General features: G+C 62.8%; 13 protein-coding genes. 1 reads left to right on the top strand and 12 read right to left on the bottom strand.

The window, feature by feature from the left end; translation table 11 throughout:
- Positions 1-18: 18 nt before the first annotated feature.
- From R3F00_RS15665 to R3F00_RS15620, 10 genes are all read right to left on the bottom strand, one after another.
- Positions 19-2,133 carry a prolyl oligopeptidase family serine peptidase gene (locus R3F00_RS15665; RefSeq protein WP_371282739.1) on the bottom strand — a complete coding sequence of 705 codons (2,115 nt, stop codon included), beginning with the start codon at positions 2,131-2,133 and terminating at the stop codon, positions 19-21.
- Between the two features lie 252 nt (positions 2,134-2,385).
- Positions 2,386-3,732, bottom strand: a complete 1,347-nt coding sequence (locus R3F00_RS15660; RefSeq protein ID WP_371282738.1) for a PAS domain-containing sensor histidine kinase — start codon at positions 3,730-3,732, stop codon at positions 2,386-2,388.
- Between the two features lie 63 nt (positions 3,733-3,795).
- Positions 3,796-5,187, bottom strand: a complete 1,392-nt coding sequence (locus R3F00_RS15655) for a sigma-54-dependent transcriptional regulator (protein WP_371282737.1) — start codon at positions 5,185-5,187, stop codon at positions 3,796-3,798.
- A gap of 73 nt (positions 5,188-5,260) precedes the next feature.
- Positions 5,261-5,926, bottom strand: a complete 666-nt coding sequence (locus R3F00_RS15650; protein ID WP_371282736.1) for an ABC transporter ATP-binding protein — start codon at positions 5,924-5,926, stop codon at positions 5,261-5,263.
- 13 nt (positions 5,927-5,939) lie between these two features.
- Positions 5,940-6,314, bottom strand: a complete 375-nt coding sequence (locus R3F00_RS15645) for a hypothetical protein (protein WP_371282735.1) — start codon at positions 6,312-6,314, stop codon at positions 5,940-5,942.
- 10 nt (positions 6,315-6,324) lie between these two features.
- Positions 6,325-8,751, bottom strand: coding sequence for an ADOP family duplicated permease (locus tag R3F00_RS15640; RefSeq protein WP_371282734.1), 2,427 nt, complete (start codon positions 8,749-8,751; stop codon positions 6,325-6,327).
- Positions 8,752-8,781: 30 nt separating this feature from the next.
- Positions 8,782-11,196 carry an ADOP family duplicated permease gene (locus R3F00_RS15635; protein ID WP_371282733.1) on the bottom strand — a complete coding sequence of 805 codons (2,415 nt, stop codon included), beginning with the start codon at positions 11,194-11,196 and terminating at the stop codon, positions 8,782-8,784.
- A 551-nt stretch (positions 11,197-11,747) separates the two neighbouring features.
- Positions 11,748-14,177 carry an ABC transporter permease gene (locus R3F00_RS15630; RefSeq protein WP_371282732.1) on the bottom strand — a complete coding sequence of 810 codons (2,430 nt, stop codon included), beginning with the start codon at positions 14,175-14,177 and terminating at the stop codon, positions 11,748-11,750.
- 9 nt (positions 14,178-14,186) lie between these two features.
- Positions 14,187-14,939 carry an ABC transporter ATP-binding protein gene (locus tag R3F00_RS15625; protein WP_371282731.1) on the bottom strand — a complete coding sequence of 251 codons (753 nt, stop codon included), beginning with the start codon at positions 14,937-14,939 and terminating at the stop codon, positions 14,187-14,189.
- Between the two features lie 180 nt (positions 14,940-15,119).
- Positions 15,120-16,370: an efflux RND transporter periplasmic adaptor subunit gene (locus R3F00_RS15620; RefSeq protein WP_371282730.1), complete on the bottom strand. Its 1,251-nt coding sequence runs from the start codon at positions 16,368-16,370 to the stop codon at positions 15,120-15,122.
- 488 nt (positions 16,371-16,858) lie between these two features.
- Between R3F00_RS15620 and R3F00_RS15615 the strand changes: the two genes are divergently transcribed.
- Positions 16,859-17,137, top strand: a complete 279-nt coding sequence (locus R3F00_RS15615) for a hypothetical protein (RefSeq protein ID WP_371282729.1) — start codon at positions 16,859-16,861, stop codon at positions 17,135-17,137.
- Between the two features lie 165 nt (positions 17,138-17,302).
- Here R3F00_RS15615 and R3F00_RS15610 read toward each other — a convergent pair whose 3' ends face one another.
- Positions 17,303-18,913, bottom strand: a complete 1,611-nt coding sequence (locus R3F00_RS15610) for a serine hydrolase (RefSeq protein WP_371282728.1) — start codon at positions 18,911-18,913, stop codon at positions 17,303-17,305.
- A gap of 22 nt (positions 18,914-18,935) precedes the next feature.
- Positions 18,936-20,054 carry a hypothetical protein gene (locus R3F00_RS15605; protein WP_371282727.1) on the bottom strand — a complete coding sequence of 373 codons (1,119 nt, stop codon included), beginning with the start codon at positions 20,052-20,054 and terminating at the stop codon, positions 18,936-18,938.
- Positions 20,055-20,069: the final 15 nt, after the last annotated feature.

Here is a 20,069-nt window from a genome sequence, read left to right as displayed (position 1 = left end):
CGCACTGCGGGGCTCTTTTTATTGGGCCGGGGTGCCCGGCGGTGGGGCCTTGGCGCCACTCTTGCCACCCAGGTAGGTGGCCAGCCAGTCACCCACTTCCTTGTAGAAATACTTGCTGTTCTCGCCGCTCAGGATCCAGTGGTTCTCGTCCGGAAAGATCACGAGCCGGCTTTCGACCTTCTGGCGTTGCAACGCGGTCCAGTATTCCAGGCCGTTGTTGAGCGGCACACGGAAATCCTTCTCGCCGAAAGTCACCAGCACCGGTGTCTTGAAATTCGCCGCGAGCCTGATCGGATTCTGCTCGCGCCAGATTTCGTTCTGCTCCCACACCGGGCCGCCCATCGCGACTTCACGGCTGTATGACACGTCGCTCGTTCCCCATTGCGACTCGAGATTGACCAGACCGGCGTGACTGACCAGGCAGCGATAGCGCGTCGTCGTGCCCTGCAGAAAGTTGGCCATGTGACCGCCATAGCTTGCACCGATGGCGCACTGGCGTCCGGAGTCGATGAACGGGAAACGCCGGATAGCTTCATCCGCCGCCTGATTGACGTCATCGGTCGGACCCTTGAGCGGATCGGCCTGGATCGCCTGCGCAAACGCCTCGCCCGAGCTGGTTGAACCGACGTAGTTGGTCAGCAGCAGGACGTAGCCCTGCGCGGACAAAAGGTGGTAGTTCCAGCGCAATACCCACTCATCGTAGAACTGGGAATGCGGGCCGCCGTGCATGAAGACCAGCAACGGGTACTTCTTGCGCGGATCGAAACCCGGCGGTCGAATCAGCATGTTGTGGACGCGCTGACCCCGGCTGTTGGTGAACCAGAAATTCTCGACCGGCGGCAGATCCAGATTGGCCACGCGGCCGCGCGCGAATGCGCTGAGCACGCGCATGCCGCGCCCGCTCGCGTCAAGGCTGACGATCTCGGGTGGTTCCGCCACGCTCTGATAGGCCGCGATCAGCACGGGAGAGCGTGCTCCGCCGATGCTCATGTCCGAATAGACGCCCTTGGCCGGCGTGCTGAACAGCTCGGCGATGCCGCCCTGGGTCGATCCACGATAGAGCCTGATCTGTCCCGCATCGCCGCCGAGGACGTACACGCTGCGACCATCCGGTGCGATTGCGTAGTCGGTGATCTCGCGTGCATCGGGCAAGCTGATGCGGCCGCGTTCTCGCATCGACGGCCAGTCGAATGCGACCAGCCTGCGTGCGTTGTACACGTTCTTCGTGCGCGGTTCGACCAGCGCGAACAGCAGCGAACCATCGCGACTGAAGCGCGGTGCGCTCCAGGAGTCCGCCGCATCGAGTGCGTCCGCACCGGTCAGGCGACGCGGCTCTCCACCCTGTGCCGATGCCAGCCAGAGATCTTCGTGCGTGAACGACCATGCCGAGCGATCGCGATTGCGGCTGGCCGCGAACACCACGGACTTTCCATCTGGCGTCCATTGCGCGGATTTCGGCGCAAGACTGAATCCCGGGAGACCGGCCAAGCGGGTGCCGGCCAGAAGGTCGCGCCCGTCCTGCTCGCCAATGCGCTGCACGAAAAGATGCAGTTGCTTGCCGTCAAGCCAGGCATCCCATTCGCGAATCGGGTAGGAGGTGTAGGCACGCGCGTTGTACTTCCTCTCCTCTTCTTCCTTGGCCAGGCGCTGACTGTCGGCATCGTTTCTGCTTTGCTCCGGCACCTTGCTGACGTAGAGCAGGCGCGTGCCATCCGGTGAGAACTGCGGCGAGGCGGCTCCCGTGGATATCCGGGTAGCGCGTTGCGCCTCGCCACCTCGCGCAAGATCCATCACGTAAATCTCCGCTTCCTTGTCGTCACCACGCTTGGCCGAGAATGCCAGCAGACGGCTGTCCGGACTCCAGGCCGGCTCCAGCTCGCTTCCCTTTCCGGAGGTGATCCTGCGCGGACCTTCATGGCCATCGGTCGGCACGATCCACAAGTCACTGACCTGTTCTTCCTTGACATAGGAAGGTTCGATCACCGGAAACACGGCGTACTGGCCATTCGGACTCGTGGCGGGTGCGCCGACTCTCGGCATCAACCAGAGATCCTCATGCGTGATCGCTCGTTTTTCTGCCGCGATCGAGAATGCGGATATCAAGAGGAGTGGGAAGGTGTACAGAAAGCGCATGATCAACTCGCTCCGGGAGGAGACCCTACTGATACGCGAGGGTCGGGACAGGATCAAGCCTGTCGTGAGTCATGCAACGTCACGGCAGGCGCAGCATCTTTGTCGTTCGTATCCGATAGGGCAGCGCTGATCGATTCTCTTCTCGCCATCCCGCCACTGGCCGGGATCCGCTTCGGCTCTTGATTTGCTGAGTCAAGGACAAGCACTGGATTGACGCCAAATTCAGCGTTGCCTCGAGGTCCGGACCACTGCCTAGATCGGCAGGCCAAGACGGGCAATGCATCCCGACGCGTCGGTGCGATTCTCCAGAGCCAGGGTCCCGCCATGCGCCTCGATGATCTGGCGCGCGAGTACCAGTCCGATACCGGAACCTCCCGGTTTGGTCGTGAAAAACGGTACGAACAGATTTTCGCTTTGCGGCAGGCCCGTTCCGGAGTCGATGATTTCCAGGGACAATCGATCGGCATCGACCCGCCAGCGCAAGCAAACCCTGCCCGATGTGGGCAACGTCGCATCGACCGCATTCTTGAGCAGATTGATCAGGGCCTGCTCGATCTGGTCCGGATCCGCACGAATCTCCAGATCGGGACCGGCATCGATACTGACTGCGAGGCGCTGCTCGAGCTGGACCACGCGGCGCGCCAGTTCGCCAAACGCAAACGTGCGTGGCTTGGGCGGAGGCAGGCGCGCGAATGCCGTGTAGCGCGCCATGAATCGGGCCAGGGCTTCGGCGCGATCGCCGATGACGCCGAGCGCGCTGCCGGCATCTTCGCGCCAGTCTTCTGCCAGCGGCTCGGTGTCGAGCAACTTGCCCAGCGTGGCAGCCATGGACCGGATCGGCGCCAGGGAATTGTTGAGCTCGTGGCCGAGCACGCGCAACAGCCGCTGCCAGGCCAGGCGCTCTTCCGCACGCAAGGTGCGACTGAGGTCGGTGACGACCAGAAGATCGTGCGGCCTGCCATCTTCGCGGAATCTCGCACGGCGAACCTCCCAGCGTCCGCTGCCACCCGGAAAGCTGCGCTCGCTGATTTTCGGTTCGCTCAGTTGCAGCCAGTCACCCAGACCCAGCGCTTCGGCGGAGCGTCCATTCAAGTGCCGGAACGGCGAACCCAGCAAGCGTTCGGCCGCCGGGTTGGCCAGTTTCAGAAATCCCTCCGCATCGAAGGCCAGCACGGCGATATCCAGAGCCGCGATGACCTTGGCCAGCAAGGCACTTTTTTCCTCAACAGCCAGGCGTTGCTCGCGCAGGGTTTGCGAAAGCGTGTTGATCTCGACAATCACTTCGCCGATTGCATCGTCCCTCCGGGAGTTGGACCCGCGCAAGCTGTAGTCCCCTTCGCGCAGGGCTTCAAGCAGGTTGGACATCGTGCGCAGCGGATAGATCGAACGACGCCGATGCTCCATCGCCAACAGCAAGGTCAGCGCAAGCACGACGAAAAACGTGATCAGGGCCGTCTTGTCGCTGCCCTGGCCGCTCCAGAGCACGATGACCAATCCGAGCAGAGCGGGTGCCGCGACCACCAGCGCGCTGATGAAGATGCGCGTCTCGTAGTTCAAGCGCCGTGGACGTGCCCGGTTTCCGTGCGGATCAAGCGGCATGTTCCTCACCTCGTCCTTCGCCACCCAGGCGAAGGAATGCCATCGCCGATCAAGGCCTGCATGCTACTCGATACCGTACTTCTCCATGCGCCGATACAGCGCAGGTCGGCTCAGGCCAAGCAAGCCAGCCGCGCGCTGGATGTTGCCGCCGGTCCTTTCGAGGGCCTGGCGAACAAGGCGCTTCTCGGTCTCCTCGACCGTCATGGGCGCCGAGCCCGCCGGCGAAACCATCGCTCCGCTGCCTGCGGCAACCGATTCGGCATTGAGATTCAGCGAAGACGCATCCAGCGTGTCGCCCGCCGTCATCAGCACGGCACGCTCGATGGCATGCGACAGTTCGCGCACGTTGCCCGGCCAGGCGTAAGCGCCCAGAGCATTCAGCGCAGAAGGCGCAAACTTCAATCCATCCCGCTGATAGCGTCTGGCAAATCGATCCAGGAAGGATCGCGCAAGCAATGGAACATCTTCACCGCGTTCGCGCAGCGGTGGCAGGTGCAGTTCCACCGTATTCAGGCGAAACAGCAGGTCCTTGCGGAAGGACCCTGCTGCCACTTCGCCGGCAAGATCCGCGTTGGTCGCCGATATCAGGCGCACGTCGACCTTGAGCGTACGCGAAGAGCCCACCCGCTCGAGTTCGCCGTCCTCCAGTACACGCAGCAGCTTGGGCTGCTGGGCTACGGGAATGTTGGCGATCTCGTCGAGGAACAGGCTGCCGCCATCGGCCAGCTCGAAGCGGCCGATACGATCACTCTTGGCATCGGTGAAGGCACCCCGGACATGACCGAACATCTCGGCCTCGAAGACGGATTCGGGGATGCCGCCCATGTTGACCTTGACGAAACTTTCCTCGGCCCGCTTCGAGGCGTCATGCAGCAGGCGCGCAATGACGCCCTTGCCGGTGCCGTTCTCGCCGAGGATCAGCACGTTTGCATCCGAAGGCGCGACCCGCGCGAGATTGTCGAGCAACCTGCGCATCGAGGGCGCCTCCGCAATGAATCCCTCGGCCGCCGGCCCGCGCAGAAGGACATTCGCCGCCTGCAGGCGCTGACCCTTGCGTTGCGCCCTGCCCAGCGCATGCTGGTTGCCGAGCACGCTCATCAGACGCTGGTTGTCCCAGGGCTTCTCGATGAAGTCTCCTGCGCCCAGGCGCATTGCCTCGACAGCCACGTTGATCGTGCCCCAGGCAGTCATGATCACGACGGGAAGATCTTCATCGAGCTTCTTCAGTTCGCGCAGCAGTTCGAGGCCTTCGGCGCCCGAAGTCGTATCGCGCGTGTAGTTCAGGTCGATCAGGGCGACATCGAAGTGTTGTTCACGTACGGCAGCCAGGGCATCAGACGGTCCTTCCACCGCCTTGCAGTTCCAGCCCTCGCTCTTGAGCAGGAGGCGCAAGGCCTCACGCACGTCGCGCTGGTCATCGGCGATCAGGATGTTCGGTTTGTCTGCAGCCGTCATGCCTGCCTCCGGAAGCGGCACATTTGCTCGCCGGGCCATCCTGCGTCCGGCGGGTCGCTTCTGCAAGCCGTGATCATTCCCGTTCAATCCAGCCATCGCGCAGCTTGACGATGCGCTGCGCTTCACCGGCAAAGGCTTCGTTGTGCGTGACGTGGACAATGGTCATCCCTTCGCCATGCAGTTCGGCCAGAAGATCCATGATGATGCGTGCCTGCGCCGAATGCAGGGCCCCGGTGGGCTCGTCGGCCAGCAGCAACTTCGGACGGGTGATCACCGCGCGAGCCACCGCAACCAGTTGCTGCTGGCCGCCGGACAGCTGGTTTGGAAACAGGTCCTTCTTGCCGACGATCTGGAAGCGATCAAGCAAATCGGCCACACGCGCCGCACGCTCCCTGGCTGGCACATCGCGATACTGCAGGGGCAGATCGAGGTTTTCCCAGACCTTCAGATCATCGATCAGATGGTAGTGCTGGAAGATGAAGCCGATCTTTTCACGCTGCAGGGCCTGGCGCTGCTTGCCGTTGAGCTTGTCCACGACGACGCCGTCCAGCGCATAGCTGCCCTGCCAGTCGTGATCCATCAGTCCGAGCACGTTGAGGAGCGAACTCTTGCCCGCGCCCGATGGACCCATGACGCTGACGTACTCACCGTCGGCAATGTCGAGATCGACATTGCGCAGCACCCAAGTCCGGCCGCCTTCCAGCGGCCAGGATTTTTCGACTTTTTCGAGGTGGATCATTTTTCTTTCCCGGTCAGATCTTGAGGCACCGCAAGACTCGTCGTCCCGAGTCAGTCTCTGCCCCACCGGCATGGCCGCGGGGCGCGCGGTGCAGCGTTTGCTCATTCGTTGCGCAATGCCTCGGTCGGGTCGTTGCGGCTGCCCGCCGCGCCGGCAACCAGCATGCGACAAACGCAATGGCGCCGAGCAGCGCGACGACCATTGTCAGACCCGGCAGATCGATACTGCCGACCCCGAACAACGGGCTCTTGAGCACGATGCCGAGCGCGATGGCACCGACAACACCCCGTCCAAGCCCCATGCCTGTCAGGTCTGCTGCATTGAATACCGGTCGCGCCATCAGCGTGCGCGCGGCATGGCGAATATCGTTGCTCAGGGTATCGAACATGAAAGTCTCCTTATTCGTCTCGCAATGCCACCACCGGATCGACACGCAAGGCGCGTCGAACCGGTACCAGCACCGCCAGTACCGTCGCCATGATCAGCACAGCGACGGCGGAAGCGGCCGTGATTGCGTTTCCGTTGCCGAACTCGGCGGCAGAAATCCCGTTGACGGCAACATCCAGCTGCTGTGCGAGACCCAGGCCCAGACCCAGACCAATGGCGAGCCCGATGCAGACCAGCCAGCCGGCGCGCCACAGCACCTGCTTCATGACACTCCCGGCAAGGGCGCCGAGCGCGCGGCGGATTCCGATTTCACGCGTGCGCTGACCCACGTTGAAGGCAATGATTCCATACACACCGGCGCCGGCCAGCAGCAGTGCGATGATTCCGAATACGCCGAACATCCTGGCCAGAATCCGCAAATCGAAGGTCGCCTCGCGGATCACCTGTTCGTAGGTGCGCACCCAGTAGGCCGGCGTATCGGCGTCCACCTGGCGCAGCAGCTCGACCAGGCGCGGCGCGAACGCAGCCGGATCGCCCTTCACGCGCATGGCGAGGCTGAGGAAACGCGCCGGCTGCTGGCGCAGGGGCATGAGCAGGGCCGGTCGAATCGGGTCGCCTGGGCTGTCCATCCATAGTGACGGGATGACACCGACGACGGTGACCACAGGGCCGTCCTCGTCGCGCGGATCGATGCGGAAACGCTGTCCAATCACACTGCCACTGGCGGCGTGACGATCAGCGAATCGCCTGTCGACAATGGCGACGGGCGTCGAATCCGCGCTATCGCGACTGTCGAAACCGCGCCCTTCGATCAGGCTGACACCGAACGCGGAAAGAAAATGGTCGTCCACGGCAGCGAAGTTGATGCGCGGCAGTTGCTGATCCGGATCGACAACTTCGGCTTCGCTCACGTATTCACGGTTGAAGCCGTCAACGCCCGGCACGTTGGTAGCGGCCGTGGCGTCGAAGACCATGGGGTCTTCACGCAACTTGTCGGTCACACGCCTGACCATCTGTACCTGGTCCGCACCGGTCGGATAGGTGTCTTCGAACAAGCCGATACGCGCGGTCAGGATTCCCTTCTGGTCGATACCGAGATCCGAGCGATCGAGCGCTGTGACACCGCGCACGACCGTGCCAACGGCAATCAGCAAGGTCAGCGAAAGCGCGACTTCGCCGACCATCAGGGCGCGACTGACTCTCGCCATGCCTCCCGTGGTGCGTGTACCGTCGCGCAGGCCACCCGCCAGAGCGCGTCCGCCGGCGCGAAGCGCGGGCAGCAGCCCGGCAACCAGTGCCGTCAATAGCGCAACGCTAAACGTCATCAACACGATGCGCGTATCGAGTTCGAAATGGATCCACAGCGGTGGACCGTCATCGATCGTCTTGAACGCGAGATCGGTGGCGCGAGCTGCGGCCTGCGCCAGGAAAAGGCCGATGACAGCCGCCACCAGGGTGAGCAACAGACTCTGGGCAAACAGATGCAGGGTCAGTCGCCGACGATCCGCGCCCAGGGCAACGCGAATGGACAACTCGTGCTGGCGCGACAGAGTCCGCGTCAGCAGCAGGTTGGCCGCGTTCGCACAGGCGATCAGCAGCACGAGCAAGGTGGAAACCAGCAAGATCGTCAGTACCGACCGCGTACCGGCATGCACGGCCAGCAGGTGGAGTGACTGCATCGCGATCCTGGATCGACCCAGATGTTCCGGATCGGCACGACTCGCATCGGCGAACCAGTTTTCCAGTGCCGCCTGGATGGCAGCCTCCGAAACACCGGGCAGTGGCCGTATCACGCCGGAGAGGCTTGTCTCGGACCTCCCTCCCTGTTCCAGGCTCGCCGGCATCCAGACGGTTTGCCGGCGCGGATAGCTGAAGTCTTCGGGCATGACGCCAACAATGGTTCCGGACTTCGAATTGACCCGGATTCGGCGACCGATGACGCCGGGATCCGCGCCATAGCGGCTATGCCAGAGGGTGTTCGACAACATCACCACCGGCTCTGCGCCCGGGCGTTCGTCTTCGAGATTGAAGTCGCGACCGAGCATGGGTGCCACACCGAGCACCTTGAAAAGGTTGCCGGTGACAAAGGCGCCATCGAAGCGTTGCGGCTGGTCAAGGTCGCTGAGGTTGATCGTTGCGCTCTGGAAGCCCGATAGCTCCGCGATACCCTCAAGCTGTCTGCGCAGCTGCAGCAGGTCATCGCCCCGCAGTGGATCGAGGCGTCCTATACGGCTGTTGCCGCTTTCGAGTCCGACAGTCTGCAGCGCTTGCGCATCGGGAAACGGCAGCGGTCGCATGACCAGGCTGCCGATCACGATCAGCATGAAAATGACGCAGGCCAGTCCCATCGCGAGCACGCCGACCACGAGCGTCGAAAATGCAGGCTGCGCGATCGCGCCGCGCAAGGCGTGGCGGAATTCCTGTATCAGGGCATTCATCGGTTCGATCTCCCGTTCAGCGTTGGCGGTTCACTCGTGCCGCAGCGCAACGACCGGGTCGACGCGCAGGGCACGTCGCGCCGGAACCAGCACAGCGAAAACGGTGGCCAGACTCAATACGACGACGGCGGTCAGGACGACCAGGGTTTGACTCGACTGGATCGTCGGCAGGGCGCCGGACAACATGCGTGCGAAGGGAATGCCAAGACCGAGGCCTATCAGGAGTCCTGCCGACAGTTGCCAGCCAACGCGCCTGGTCAGGTCTTGCAGCACGCTGGCATTGCGTGCGCCCAGTGCCCGACGCACGCCGATTTCACGCGTGCGCTGGCCGACATTGAAGGCCATCACCCCGTACAGTCCGGCAGCGGCCAGCACCAGTGCGATCACTCCCAGCGCAGCAAACACCTTGGCCAGCAGGCGCTCGGCAAAGGTGGCTTCACGAATGGCGTCGGCATAGGTACGTACCCAGTAAGCCGGCGTATCCGCGTCCACCTCGCGGATCAGTTCGGACAGGCGCGGAGCAAATGCCGCCGGCTCCCCCTTCAGCTTGATTGCGAGACTCACAAAGCGCGCCGGCTGCTGGCGCAGGGGTACCAGCAGGCTTGGCCTGTGCGGACCCCCGGGTTGTTCCATGGTCAAGCCGGCGACAACGCCGACGATAGTGACTTCGTGGGCTTCCTCATCACGCGGATCCAGCAGGACGCGCTGGCCGACAACCGAGCCGTTTCCTGAATAGCGCTCCGCGAAGCGCTCGTCGACCAGGGCGACCGGAGTGCTGTCCGCCGTATCGCCCTGGTTGAACGCGCGTCCTTCGCGCACGCGCAGGGAATAGGTCTCGAGGAAGCTGGAGTCGACGGCCGAGAACAGCAGTCGCTTCATGTGCGTGTCGCCCGGATCCTCGCCCGCCAGGGCAAACTCCCGTCGCCAGTTGTTGATCGCGGGCAGATTGGTTGCCGCGGTGACCTCGACGACAGCAGGATCTTCTCGCAGGCGTTCGGAAACGCGTTCGAAAAAGCGGACCTGGTCGGGACCGGTCGGGTAGTTGGCGGGAAACAGGCCGACACGGGCTGTCAGGATTCCGGTCGGGTCGATGCCAATCGAGTTGCGATCCAGTGCCGAAATGCCGTTGACCAGAGTACCCACGGCGATCAGCAAGGCACAGGACAAGGCCACTTCGCCAACCACCAGCGCGCGACTGACACGGGCGAAGCCACCGGAAGAGACACTGCGCGTGCCATCGCGCAGATCGCCGGCCATGGCATCGCTGCCGGCACGCAAGGCGGGCAGCAGGCCCGCCGCCAGCGCGGTGAGCAGGGCCACGACAATCGTCATCCAGATCACATTGGGATCCAGCGTGAAGTGCAACCAGTGCGGAGGACCGTCGTCCGAAGTCCGGAACGAACGTTCGGTCCAGTTGGCCGCAGCGCTGGCCAGCGGGATGGCGATGGCGACCGCCATCAGGGTCAGGATCAGGCTTTGGCAAAGCAGATGCAGGAACAGACGCCCGCGACTCGCACCCAGCGCGATTCTGACCGCCAGTTCCTGACGCCGACCCAGGGTTCGGGTCAGGAGCAGGTTGGCCGCATTCGCGCAGGCCACCAGCAGCACCAGGATCACTGCGATCAGCATGATCCCCAGAATCGTGCGTATGCCCCGATTCACCGCCATCCAGCTGAGCGGCTCCATCGCCACGTCTATTCCGCGAAAATAGTCGGGCTCCGCCCGTTCCGCGTCGGCAGCCCAGCCGGCAATGGCCGTATTGATCGACGCGACATCGGCGGTCTCGGCCTGGCGCAAGACCACCATGTACTGGTATTGCGACGGATTGCCCTGCGCAAGATGGACAACGCTCCAGATCTCCTGCCTGAGTGGAAAGCTGAAATCCGGTGGCATGACGCCAACAATGGTGGCGGGTTCCGCATTGACACGGATCTGGCGCCCGACGACGCTCGGATCCGCGTTGTAGCGACTGCGCCAGATCTTGTCCGACAGCATGACCACCTTGGCCGCACCTTCCTGCTCATCGGCGCGAGAGAAGTCGCGCCCGAGCGCAGGAGCGGTGCCGAGCAGGCTGAACAGATTGCCCGTGACCATGGCACCCTCGAAGCGTTCCGGTCGATCGAGATCGCTCAGGTTGATCGTGGCGGTCGTGTAGCCACCGACATTGGCCAGGCCATCGAGGCGCCGGCGCAAATCGATCAGGTCGTCTTCGCGCATGTCATCGAGCTGGTCTTGACGACCGGGCCCCATTTCGTAGCCGACGTAGTGCAGGCGCTCGGCATCCGGAAACGGCAGCGGCCGCATGATCATGCTGCCGATCGCGATCAGCATGTAGATCACGGAGGTCAGCCCGGCCGCAAGTACGCCGACCACCAGCAGCGAGAATCCGGGCTGACCAAGAATGCTGCGCGTGGCCTGCTTCAATTCATGCGTAATGGCTTGCATGGCACTATTTCCTTGACTGCTTGTTGGGAGGGGAGGCGAGTCCGAGCTCATGGAAGCGCTGATCGAGTCTCTGCTCGTCATCCCGACGCAGGCTGGACTGTGCAGGCAGGATTCGGAACCGAACATTCGCGTAGCGAGTGGCCCGAACGGCTCGATGCAGGAGCAGCCTGCAATCCAGTTCTGCCCTTGAATTGCAGAAACAAGAACAGGAACTGGATGCAGACCTGCGCCGGGATGAAGGCTTAGGGCAACGCTGATCAAGTGGCACAACCGTCATGGTGTGCAGAAGGTTCGCCAGTCGTGCTGCGTGGCGAAGTGAAGGCTGGTGGCCTTGACGAGCCGCGCGGTGCGACTGGCGTACCTTCTGTACACCACCCTTTCCATTGAAAACCAACCAGTTGGGCGACACCTGTCTGCGCGCAGCCCCTTGTTGCGCTGCCTTGAAGGACGTCCAGTCCATCTGCGTCAGCGCGCCGCGATCTGCACGCAGGCAGGTGTCGTGACGATTGCGCCACTTGATCAGCGTTGCCCTAGACAGCGTTGCCCTGATCTCATTCATCTCGCAGGACCTCCATCGGCGCGATGCCGGACGCGCGCAGGCTCGGAACCAGGCAGGCGAGCAGGGCCACGCCGGTCAGGATCAGCACGACCGTCAGTAGCAAAAACGGATTGCCGGCACCGATGCCGTAAAGCTGTGTCGAAATCAGCTTTCCGAGCGCAAGCGCACCGAGCAGACCGATGCCGATGCCCGGCACGATCATGCGCAGGCCGAGCCCGAACATGAGTCGGTGGATCTGCATGCGACTGGCACCGAGCGCCTGGCGCAAGCCGATCTCGCGACGCCGCTGGCCGACGGAAAAGGCAATCACGCCATACAGGCCAATGGCTGCCAGCGCCATCGCGACCGCTGCGAACACGCTCATCAGGCTCATGTTGAAGCGGCGCAGCCCGAGGGTCGAGCCGATCACCGAATCCATCGGGCAAACCGCGTAGACAGGAGCATCGGGTGCGACCTCGCGCATGGCATTGCGCAAGGCGGTGGCGTGCACCATGGGCTCGGCACGCACCTTCAAGCCAATGCTCATGTCGCCCTGGATCGCCTTGGTCACCGGAAAATAGAGCTCGGGGTGGGCATCGCGATCCAGACCGGCCTGTCGAACATTGCCCACGACACCGATGATCCGGATCGGCGCATCGCCAAAGGTGATGATTTCACGACTGAGCGGATCGACACCGGAAAGATACTGATCCGCAAACGCCTGGTTGACGATCAGCTCGGTCGGCAACAGCGCGCGCGTACCGTCGAGCGCGTTGAACGCCCTGCCCGCCGCAACCGGAATGCCATAGGTCCTGAAGTAGTCCTTGCTGACAAAGCGATACTGGACTTCGGATTTGGACTTCGGCTGGCCGACGATCTGGAAGCTGCTCGACCAGTTGGCGTTGCCCGAGGCCGGCAAGCCGAAACTCACGGCCACGGATTCGACGCCGGGCAGTTCGGCAAGCCGCTGCTCGATGGCTTCCAGTTTCGGATCCAGTGCATGCGTCGCGTTGGCAGCCCATTCGTTCAGGTCATCGCCGGGCTGAAGTGCCAATGTGGAAATCGAAAACTGGGCGGTAAGCACATTGTCGGCATCGATGCCGGAATCGACCGCGGCAAGTTTCTGCAGGCTGCCGATCAGCAAGCCTGCGCCGGCCAGCAAGGTCATGGCCAGGGCGATCTCGACCGAAACGAGAATGGAACGTGCCCGCACCTGCCGGACACTGCCGGTCTGGCTGCGCGAGGCGCCTTGCAAGGCCTTGACCGGATCCGCCGCGGCGGCGCGCCAGGCGGGAATCAGTGCGAATGCCAGCACCGTAGCGAATGCGAGGAGGCTTGCGACCACAATCACGCGCAAGTCGATGGCCGGCAGGTTGTAGGTCGGCAACAGATCCGGCGCCAGCGCAATCAGGCCGGCGATCGCCGGCCGGGCGACCATCAGGCCGGCAATGGTGCCGACCATGGCCACCAACAGGGATTCGGCGAATACCTGTCGCATCAGACGTCCCTGCCCGGCGCCCAGGGCTCTGCGCAAGGACAATTCCTGTTCGCGCGATTGTCCTCGTGCCAGCGCGAGCCCGGCCAGGTTCGCGCAGGCAATCAGCAGGACGAGGGCGGATGCGGCCAGCAACATGCCCAGCGCCTTGCCCAGCGGCGCACCGATCTGGTCCTGCAGGGTCACGATGGACGCCTGCATCGGCGACTCGTCCACAGGAAAGGTCTGCACCTGCCAGTCGATGACGGACTGTATTGCGCTCTGCGCCTGTTCCGGACTGACTCCTTCCCCGAGACGTCCAAGCACGCTCAGAAAGCTGACGGTACGCCGGCTTTGCGCATGACCCGGCGTGAAGGTAGGAATCCAGGCCTCCACGTCGTCAGGAAAGGCGAAGCCCGGCGAAGCCACGCCTGCGATGCGATATACCTCGTCATTGAGTCGGATATCCGTGCCGACGATATCCGCGCGACCGGCGAACCGGCTCTGCCAGAGACGATCACTGAGCACGATCACATGGACATTGTGACCTTCCTCCTCATCTCCCCAACTGCGCCCAAGCCCCAGCGGCTGGCTGAAGACATCCCAGAAGCCCGGCGTCACCTTGTAGATCGCCAGACGCTGTGCGTCGCCTTCGCCATTGCCGGCGAGGTTCATCGTTTCCGGCGCATACGCGCCGAGTGCCGCGAACGCCGTGCCGGACCGCTCACGCCATTCGTCGAAGACCGGAACCGAGGCCGTGCGCTGTACTGATGCACCGTTCACGCGCTTGATCTGCACAATGCGCTCGGCGTCGTGGAACGGCAGCGGTTTGAGCAGCACGGCGTCGTAGACAGTGAATATCGCCGTCACTGCGCCAATGCCCAGGGTCATGGTCAGCACGGCGGTGATGAAGAAACCGGGTCGCGCCCGCAGAACGCGAATGGCCTGTCTGAGCTCTGCCAGGAACATGTCGTTTCCTCAGCCGATGCGCGCCGGACGCACGAGCCGCTGGTCTTCCTCGTGGCGCAAGCGGTGCATGGTTTCCTCGTCGACGACCCGGCCGTCGAACATGAAGATCTTGCGATCGGCGAAATCCGCATAGCGCGGATCATGGGTGACCATGCAGATGGTCGACCCGGCCTTGTGCAGCTCGTCCAGCAAGGCCATGACCGCCTCGCCATTCTTGGAATCGAGATTGCCGGTCGGTTCGTCGGCGAGCAGGATGGATGGTGCGCCAACCAGCGCGCGTGCCACGGCCACGCGCTGCTGCTGGCCGCCCGAGAGCTGAGCCGGGAAATGCTTGACGCGATGGGCCATGCCAACCCGCTCCAGGGCCGCAACCGCGCGGTCGCGGCGTTCCGCCTTGGACACGCCATCCCGGTACGTCAAGGGCAATTCGACGTTCTCGAAAACCGAGAGATCGCCGATCAGGTTGAACGCCTGGAATACGAAACCGATCTCCTTGTTGCGGATGGCGGCCCGTTCGCTGGCATTGATATCGGCAACCTGGCGACCGTTCAGTGTGTAGCTGCCGTCGGTCGGTGTATCGAGCAGGCCGAGGATGGCGAGCAGGGTCGACTTGCCACAGCCTGATGGCCCGGTGATCGATACGTACTCGCCCTGGGCGATGTCGATATGCACGCCGGCCAGCGCGTGAGTCTCGACCTCGTCGGTCAGAAACACCTTCTGGATGTTGTCGAGGTGAATCAGCGATTCGTTGATTGCGGTCATGGGTGTCTGCCCTTTTGATTCGAATGACGAGTGATGCTCAAGCTATTCTGTAGGAGCGGAGTCAGCCGTCCCGAAACGGGACTTCCCTTGGTCGCGATACGCTTTGTTGCGCATCAGGAACAAACGCATCACGGCTGAAGCCGTTTCCTACAGCAAAAAATGTTTGACGTTCTCTTCATGTCAGTCCAGACGGATCCTGTCGTTCTGGTCCCAGGCGCTGGTGTCGGAAAGAATCACGCGATCTCCCACCTGCAAGCCATTGCGGATTTCCATGAGATTGACCGAACTCCGGCCGAGCTGGACCGGAACCCGCGCCGCCACATCATCGGCATCCAGCTTGAACAGGCGCACTTCCGAATCAGGCTGACCAAAGGCGGGACGACCGACATAGAGCACATCGGCAAGGCGTTCGATTTCGATGGTGCCGTCGACGGAAAGATCAGGTCGCGCACCGCTGGGCAACTCGCCTTCAAGTTCGACATCCACCTGCACCGTGCCATTCTGCACGGCAGGGTCGACGCGCAGCACCTTGCCGCCGACGATGCCATTGCGCGTGTCGATGCGAGCAGGCTGGCCAATCACGATGTCCTTGGCCTGTGTTTCGGCAATGCGCAGCTCGGCCATGAGATCTCCGGGCCGGGCAACGCGTGCGAGATTGTCGCCGGCAGCGACCTGGGCGCCTTCCTCGACCGGCACGCGCTGCAGCACGCCGGCTATACCGGCGCGTACCTTGAGGCCATCGGCCTGGCGCTGACGCAGGTCGCGCGTATTGGCGAGCTGGTCAAGCCGTGCCTGTTCGGCCGACATCTGCGCTTCGATATTGCGCCTGAACTCGGCCACGCGCTGCTGCTCGATGTCGACACGGAACTTGAGCTGCTCGAGCACGACCAGGCTCTTCTGATACTGCACGGCAGGAATGATGCCCTTCTCGGCCACGGACTTTTCGGACTCGGCCTGCATGCGCGCTGTTTCGTAGTCGGTCTTGGCCTGTGCTTGCGCTGCCTGCTGGTCGAGAAGACGCGATTTCAGTTCGGTCCGGCGCGCGGCCAGATCCGATTGCGCGGCAACCAGGGCCGAGGTAGCCGCGAGCAACTGGTCATCCACCTCCGGATTGCTCAGCTCGAGAATGATCGTGTCTGCGTCCACCGCCGCACCGGGCTTGACCAGGATGCGCTCGACGCGTGCCGGGGTCTCGGCGGATATCCAGCGAATCTCCTTCGGCACCAGGGTTCCTGGCCCGCGCACCTCGCGCAGCAACTCGCCGCGCTTGACCACGTCGACCAGCACGCTGCTGCGTTCGACCGACGGCATGGCCGGTCCCAGCGCCATGAGGCCGGCGGCGGCGGCAATGAGGGTGATTCCGATGGCGCTGCCCATCAGGACCTGGCGGCGGCGCTTGCGTTGCTTGAGTTCGGGGCGTGCGATATCCATGGCCAAGCTTGAGCAGGACCCGTGCCAGCATTCGAGGACACACGTAACACATTGAATACGTAGCGGTTGTTGGGTTCGATCGGACCAAAAGCAGGCCCAATGTGTCCGCTACCGTACAGCGTTTTCCGCGCAGGCGATCACTCACCGCGGCACAGCCGGCTGCGCAATCCGTGCGCGAGGGGCGGACGCGAATCGGGGCGACGGTCCGCGCGTGTCAACGCTGCGAGGCATTGCACGCTGAAGTGGCGGGCGCTGGTTGTCGCGGCCTGACAGTTTTGTTCGCTGCCTGATTCGCGGGTGACTGCATTCTTCATCGCGTACGGCCGGTTCTGGCATGGGGTGCTGCCTTAACCAGTGCAATTACAGACACTTGCAAGCCTTTGTCGTTGCAGCCTTCTGGCCCCGCGCCACGTGCCCCAGCTTGGCACGGCGATTGCTGTCCTGATCGTGAGAGACAAGAACGATCAACCATCAGGGGGTTGAACATCATGGGCAGCATCTTCAGCTTCGCCAGGCACAAGGCAACCAAGCCTGCTTCGATCATCGGCTGGGAATCACGCTATGACGGCGTGCTCTCCGTGGCAGTCGTCAACAGCATTCCAGTCGCCGGAATATCCGGACCCTGGCCAGACGGGAATTACGCGCTGACCTGGTGGTCGACCGATGAAGTCGATGCGCCGCCAAGCCTGGAATTCCATCCTTCGATGGATGTCGCACGTGCGCGCGTGGAAGCCATCGCCGGACTGCCGCGACAGGTAGCGGCCTGAGGCGGGACACAATCGGCGCTGCCTGAGCCGCCGTTCAATTCTGCATCGGCGAGGCCAACCGCATATCCGTTCGCGCTGACCTCCTGCGCGCCAATCCGTCGATTGCAGGTACAGGAATCACGAGCGCTCGCGATACTGTCCGACCTGGTGCCCCTGCCCTCGGCTCTAGGGGCCTGGAACCGGCTTCAACAGCAGATCCTGGTAGTCATAGCTGAAGTCAGCGAGCGGCGAGACCGCCTTCAGCGTGATCTGACTCACCTTCCCTTCGGCATCCAGCGCAAACGTGACATAGGCGTTTTCGATCGTGCGGTCGTCCCAGACCGTGCGGAAGGTGTCGTACTGAAAGTGTTCAAGCGTACCGATCATGCCCGGGCTCAGGGTGAAGTTGATCCTGAGCTTGCCCTTCTGCTGCGTGATTTCGACAGGACCGTACCAGGGATCGGCAAAGGTCCCCGCATATCCCGAGAGTGCAAGCGACGGACGCGAGCGCTTCGCCGCGACCGGCTCCGACGCGAGCGCATCCAGCGCTTCAAGTGCAGCGGCGACCCGTTCCTTCTTGTAGGTCGCGAAATCCGAAACCCAGTCGCGTGACGGTGCACCAAGGTAGTGGTCAAGCAGTTCATTCATCATGCCGCGCAACACCACGCCATCTTCCGAGTTGATCTGCAGGTAGAAGCCGACGTCTTTCTGCGGAACGAGCACAACCAGCGTTTGAGCGCCGAATACGGCGCCGCCATGCGTGATGATCTTGGTACCGCGATAGTCTTCCACGTCCCAGCCGAGGGCATAGGCCGAGAACTGCGGCGTGGCATCGGCAATCGGCTCCGGGAATTGCCGGATCGGTATCAGCACTTGGGGTGTCCACATTTCCCGCCCTGCTTCTTCGCTGAACAATCGTGGCTGGTCCGCGCCTGATCCAGGCAGCGCACCATGCCCCAGCTGGATCGCCAGCCAGCGCCCCATGTCGTTGGCGCTGGACAACACGCCGCCAGCAGGGGCGGCCGCGTCGGAGATGACACTGGTTTTCTCGTCGAGCACTTCCTGATTGCCGATGCCGCGCATCTTTCCATCGAGACGGGCGTGTGGCTGCGCGCGGTTCTCGCGTGCGAATCGCACAACGGACTCCGTGGTCGAGTCGTTCATGCCGGCCGGCTTGAGCAGGCGATCCCGAACAAACGCTTCCCAGGTCTGTCCACTGACCGATTCGATCAGCTGTCCGGCAACGATGTAGAGCAGGTTGTCGTAGGCGTAGCCGCTGCGAAAGCTGGTCGCCGGCTTGATGTAGCGGAGTCGATGAACAGCGTCTTCGCGACTGCGCGACGTGCGCGGAACAAACAACAAGTCGCCGGCGCCCAGGCCCAGGCCGCTTCGATGCACGAGCAGGTCGCGAATCGAGATTTCACGAGTCACCCACGGGTCATACATCTGGAAGCCGGGCAGATGATTGACGACCGGATCATCCCAGTCGATCTTGCCGTCATCGACGAGCACGGCCAGCGCCGCACTGGTGAATGCCTTGCTGACCGAACCAATCGGGAAAATCGTATCGGCATCGACGGGCTCACCGGACCCCAGCTTGAGGACGCCGTATCCCCTGGCGACGACCGTCTTGCCTTCCTCGACGATGGCAACGGCCATACCGGGAACGCCCTGCTCGCGAATGACGGTATTGATGCGGGCATCCAGATCGGCAGGAGGCGCCGCCGACACGAATGCAGACCACACCAGAGCACTCGCAATGCAGAAGACTGGCAGGGCGCGGAATTGGGTGGGCATGGGAATCTCCTCGTAAAAGAAACTAGGATTGCAGCGCATTCGCGCCGCCGCGTGTGCACCAAAGGCGCCAGGCACCGAAGGTCAGCAGTGGAAGGACGTAGACGCACAGAAACAGCCATGCAAGTGCGCGGTAACCCCTGGCGATAAGGTCAATGAGGCCGAAGCGATCGGCTACGAACACCGAACCAATCAGCACGATCGTAGCCATGACGATTCTGTGGCTGTTCGGCATGGCTGCATTCCTGCGCTGCTGCCAGGCAGCAGCCGCGCGCTCGTTGATGGCGTGAACGGCGCCGACGCCGCTTTCAAGCAGGGCAAGGAAGATCATCGACTGGAACGCGATGTGGAACCAGGGACGATCAAGCTGCCTGAGAATGAAATCGGAGGGCAAGGCCTGCCCCGCAATCTGCGGAAACCAGGCAATCATGCAAACGAAGAAAAGGATCGCCGGCAGCATTGCCAGCGGACCGGCCAGCACACCGGCAATCATCGCATCGCGCCTGCAGGTGAAATGCCGCGCAATGGGCAGGATCACAACCGCAGCGACGATGTTGTAGCTGGCATAGGTGAGACCACCGGCTGCCCAACCTTCAGCGTCGATCTGCAGGGCGAACCCGTCGGCGATGCGATCGCCAAAGGAGGTCAGGGTGAAGATCAGGAACAGCGCGTACACGGCGTAGAGGAAGAACGAGGCCCACTGGAACAGTCGTTCCACCAGCAGGTTGCCGAATGCGGAAAACAGGCCGATCCCGAACATCAGCATCAGCGTTCCGACCAGTGCTGGCAACCCGGTCATGGCCTCGACGATCGCCCCTGCAGCCGCCGCGAACACGGCCAGGATCAGGACCATGAAAATCAGATAGGCAAACTCGAAAACCGGCCAGAACCGACCCAGCAAGGCACGGAAGAATGCACGGTACTCGAACGAAGCGGTTGCCTGCGCGAACATGAAGGTCAATGCGCATACGACGCTCCAGATGAGCATGGCGAAGACCATTCCCATGATTCCGCCTTGCGGGCCACTGGGCAGGAAGAATTCGGCCAGCTCGCGCCCGGTTGCGTAGCCGCCACCGATGACGACGGACTTGAATGCCAGACCCGGCAACAGGAAACGCTGGAATCGCGACGAGCCGACACTCATGTCGGCGCTCGCATG

Source organism: Dokdonella sp., assembly GCF_041395345.1.
In the GTDB taxonomy this organism is placed as follows: domain Bacteria; phylum Pseudomonadota; class Gammaproteobacteria; order Xanthomonadales; family Rhodanobacteraceae; genus Dokdonella.
Note: the sequence above shows the minus strand (reverse complement) of the source record. Positions and strands in the feature narration are given on the sequence as shown.

Coding starts and splice junctions, on each gene's coding strand:
- R3F00_RS15665 (WP_371282739.1), bottom strand. CDS start 2,133: ATGCGCTTTCTGTACACCTTCCCACTCCTCTTGATATCCGCATTCTCG.
- R3F00_RS15660 (WP_371282738.1), bottom strand. CDS start 3,732: ATGCCGCTTGATCCGCACGGAAACCGGGCACGTCCACGGCGCTTGAAC.
- R3F00_RS15655 (WP_371282737.1), bottom strand. CDS start 5,187: ATGACGGCTGCAGACAAACCGAACATCCTGATCGCCGATGACCAGCGC.
- R3F00_RS15650 (WP_371282736.1), bottom strand. CDS start 5,926: ATGATCCACCTCGAAAAAGTCGAAAAATCCTGGCCGCTGGAAGGCGGC.
- R3F00_RS15645 (WP_371282735.1), bottom strand. CDS start 6,314: ATGTTCGATACCCTGAGCAACGATATTCGCCATGCCGCGCGCACGCTG.
- R3F00_RS15640 (WP_371282734.1), bottom strand. CDS start 8,751: ATGAATGCCCTGATACAGGAATTCCGCCACGCCTTGCGCGGCGCGATC.
- R3F00_RS15635 (WP_371282733.1), bottom strand. CDS start 11,196: ATGCAAGCCATTACGCATGAATTGAAGCAGGCCACGCGCAGCATTCTT.
- R3F00_RS15630 (WP_371282732.1), bottom strand. CDS start 14,177: ATGTTCCTGGCAGAGCTCAGACAGGCCATTCGCGTTCTGCGGGCGCGA.
- R3F00_RS15625 (WP_371282731.1), bottom strand. CDS start 14,939: ATGACCGCAATCAACGAATCGCTGATTCACCTCGACAACATCCAGAAG.
- R3F00_RS15620 (WP_371282730.1), bottom strand. CDS start 16,370: ATGGATATCGCACGCCCCGAACTCAAGCAACGCAAGCGCCGCCGCCAG.
- R3F00_RS15615 (WP_371282729.1), top strand. CDS start 16,859: ATGGGCAGCATCTTCAGCTTCGCCAGGCACAAGGCAACCAAGCCTGCT.
- R3F00_RS15610 (WP_371282728.1), bottom strand. CDS start 18,913: ATGCCCACCCAATTCCGCGCCCTGCCAGTCTTCTGCATTGCGAGTGCT.
- R3F00_RS15605 (WP_371282727.1), bottom strand. CDS start 20,054: ATGAGTGTCGGCTCGTCGCGATTCCAGCGTTTCCTGTTGCCGGGTCTG.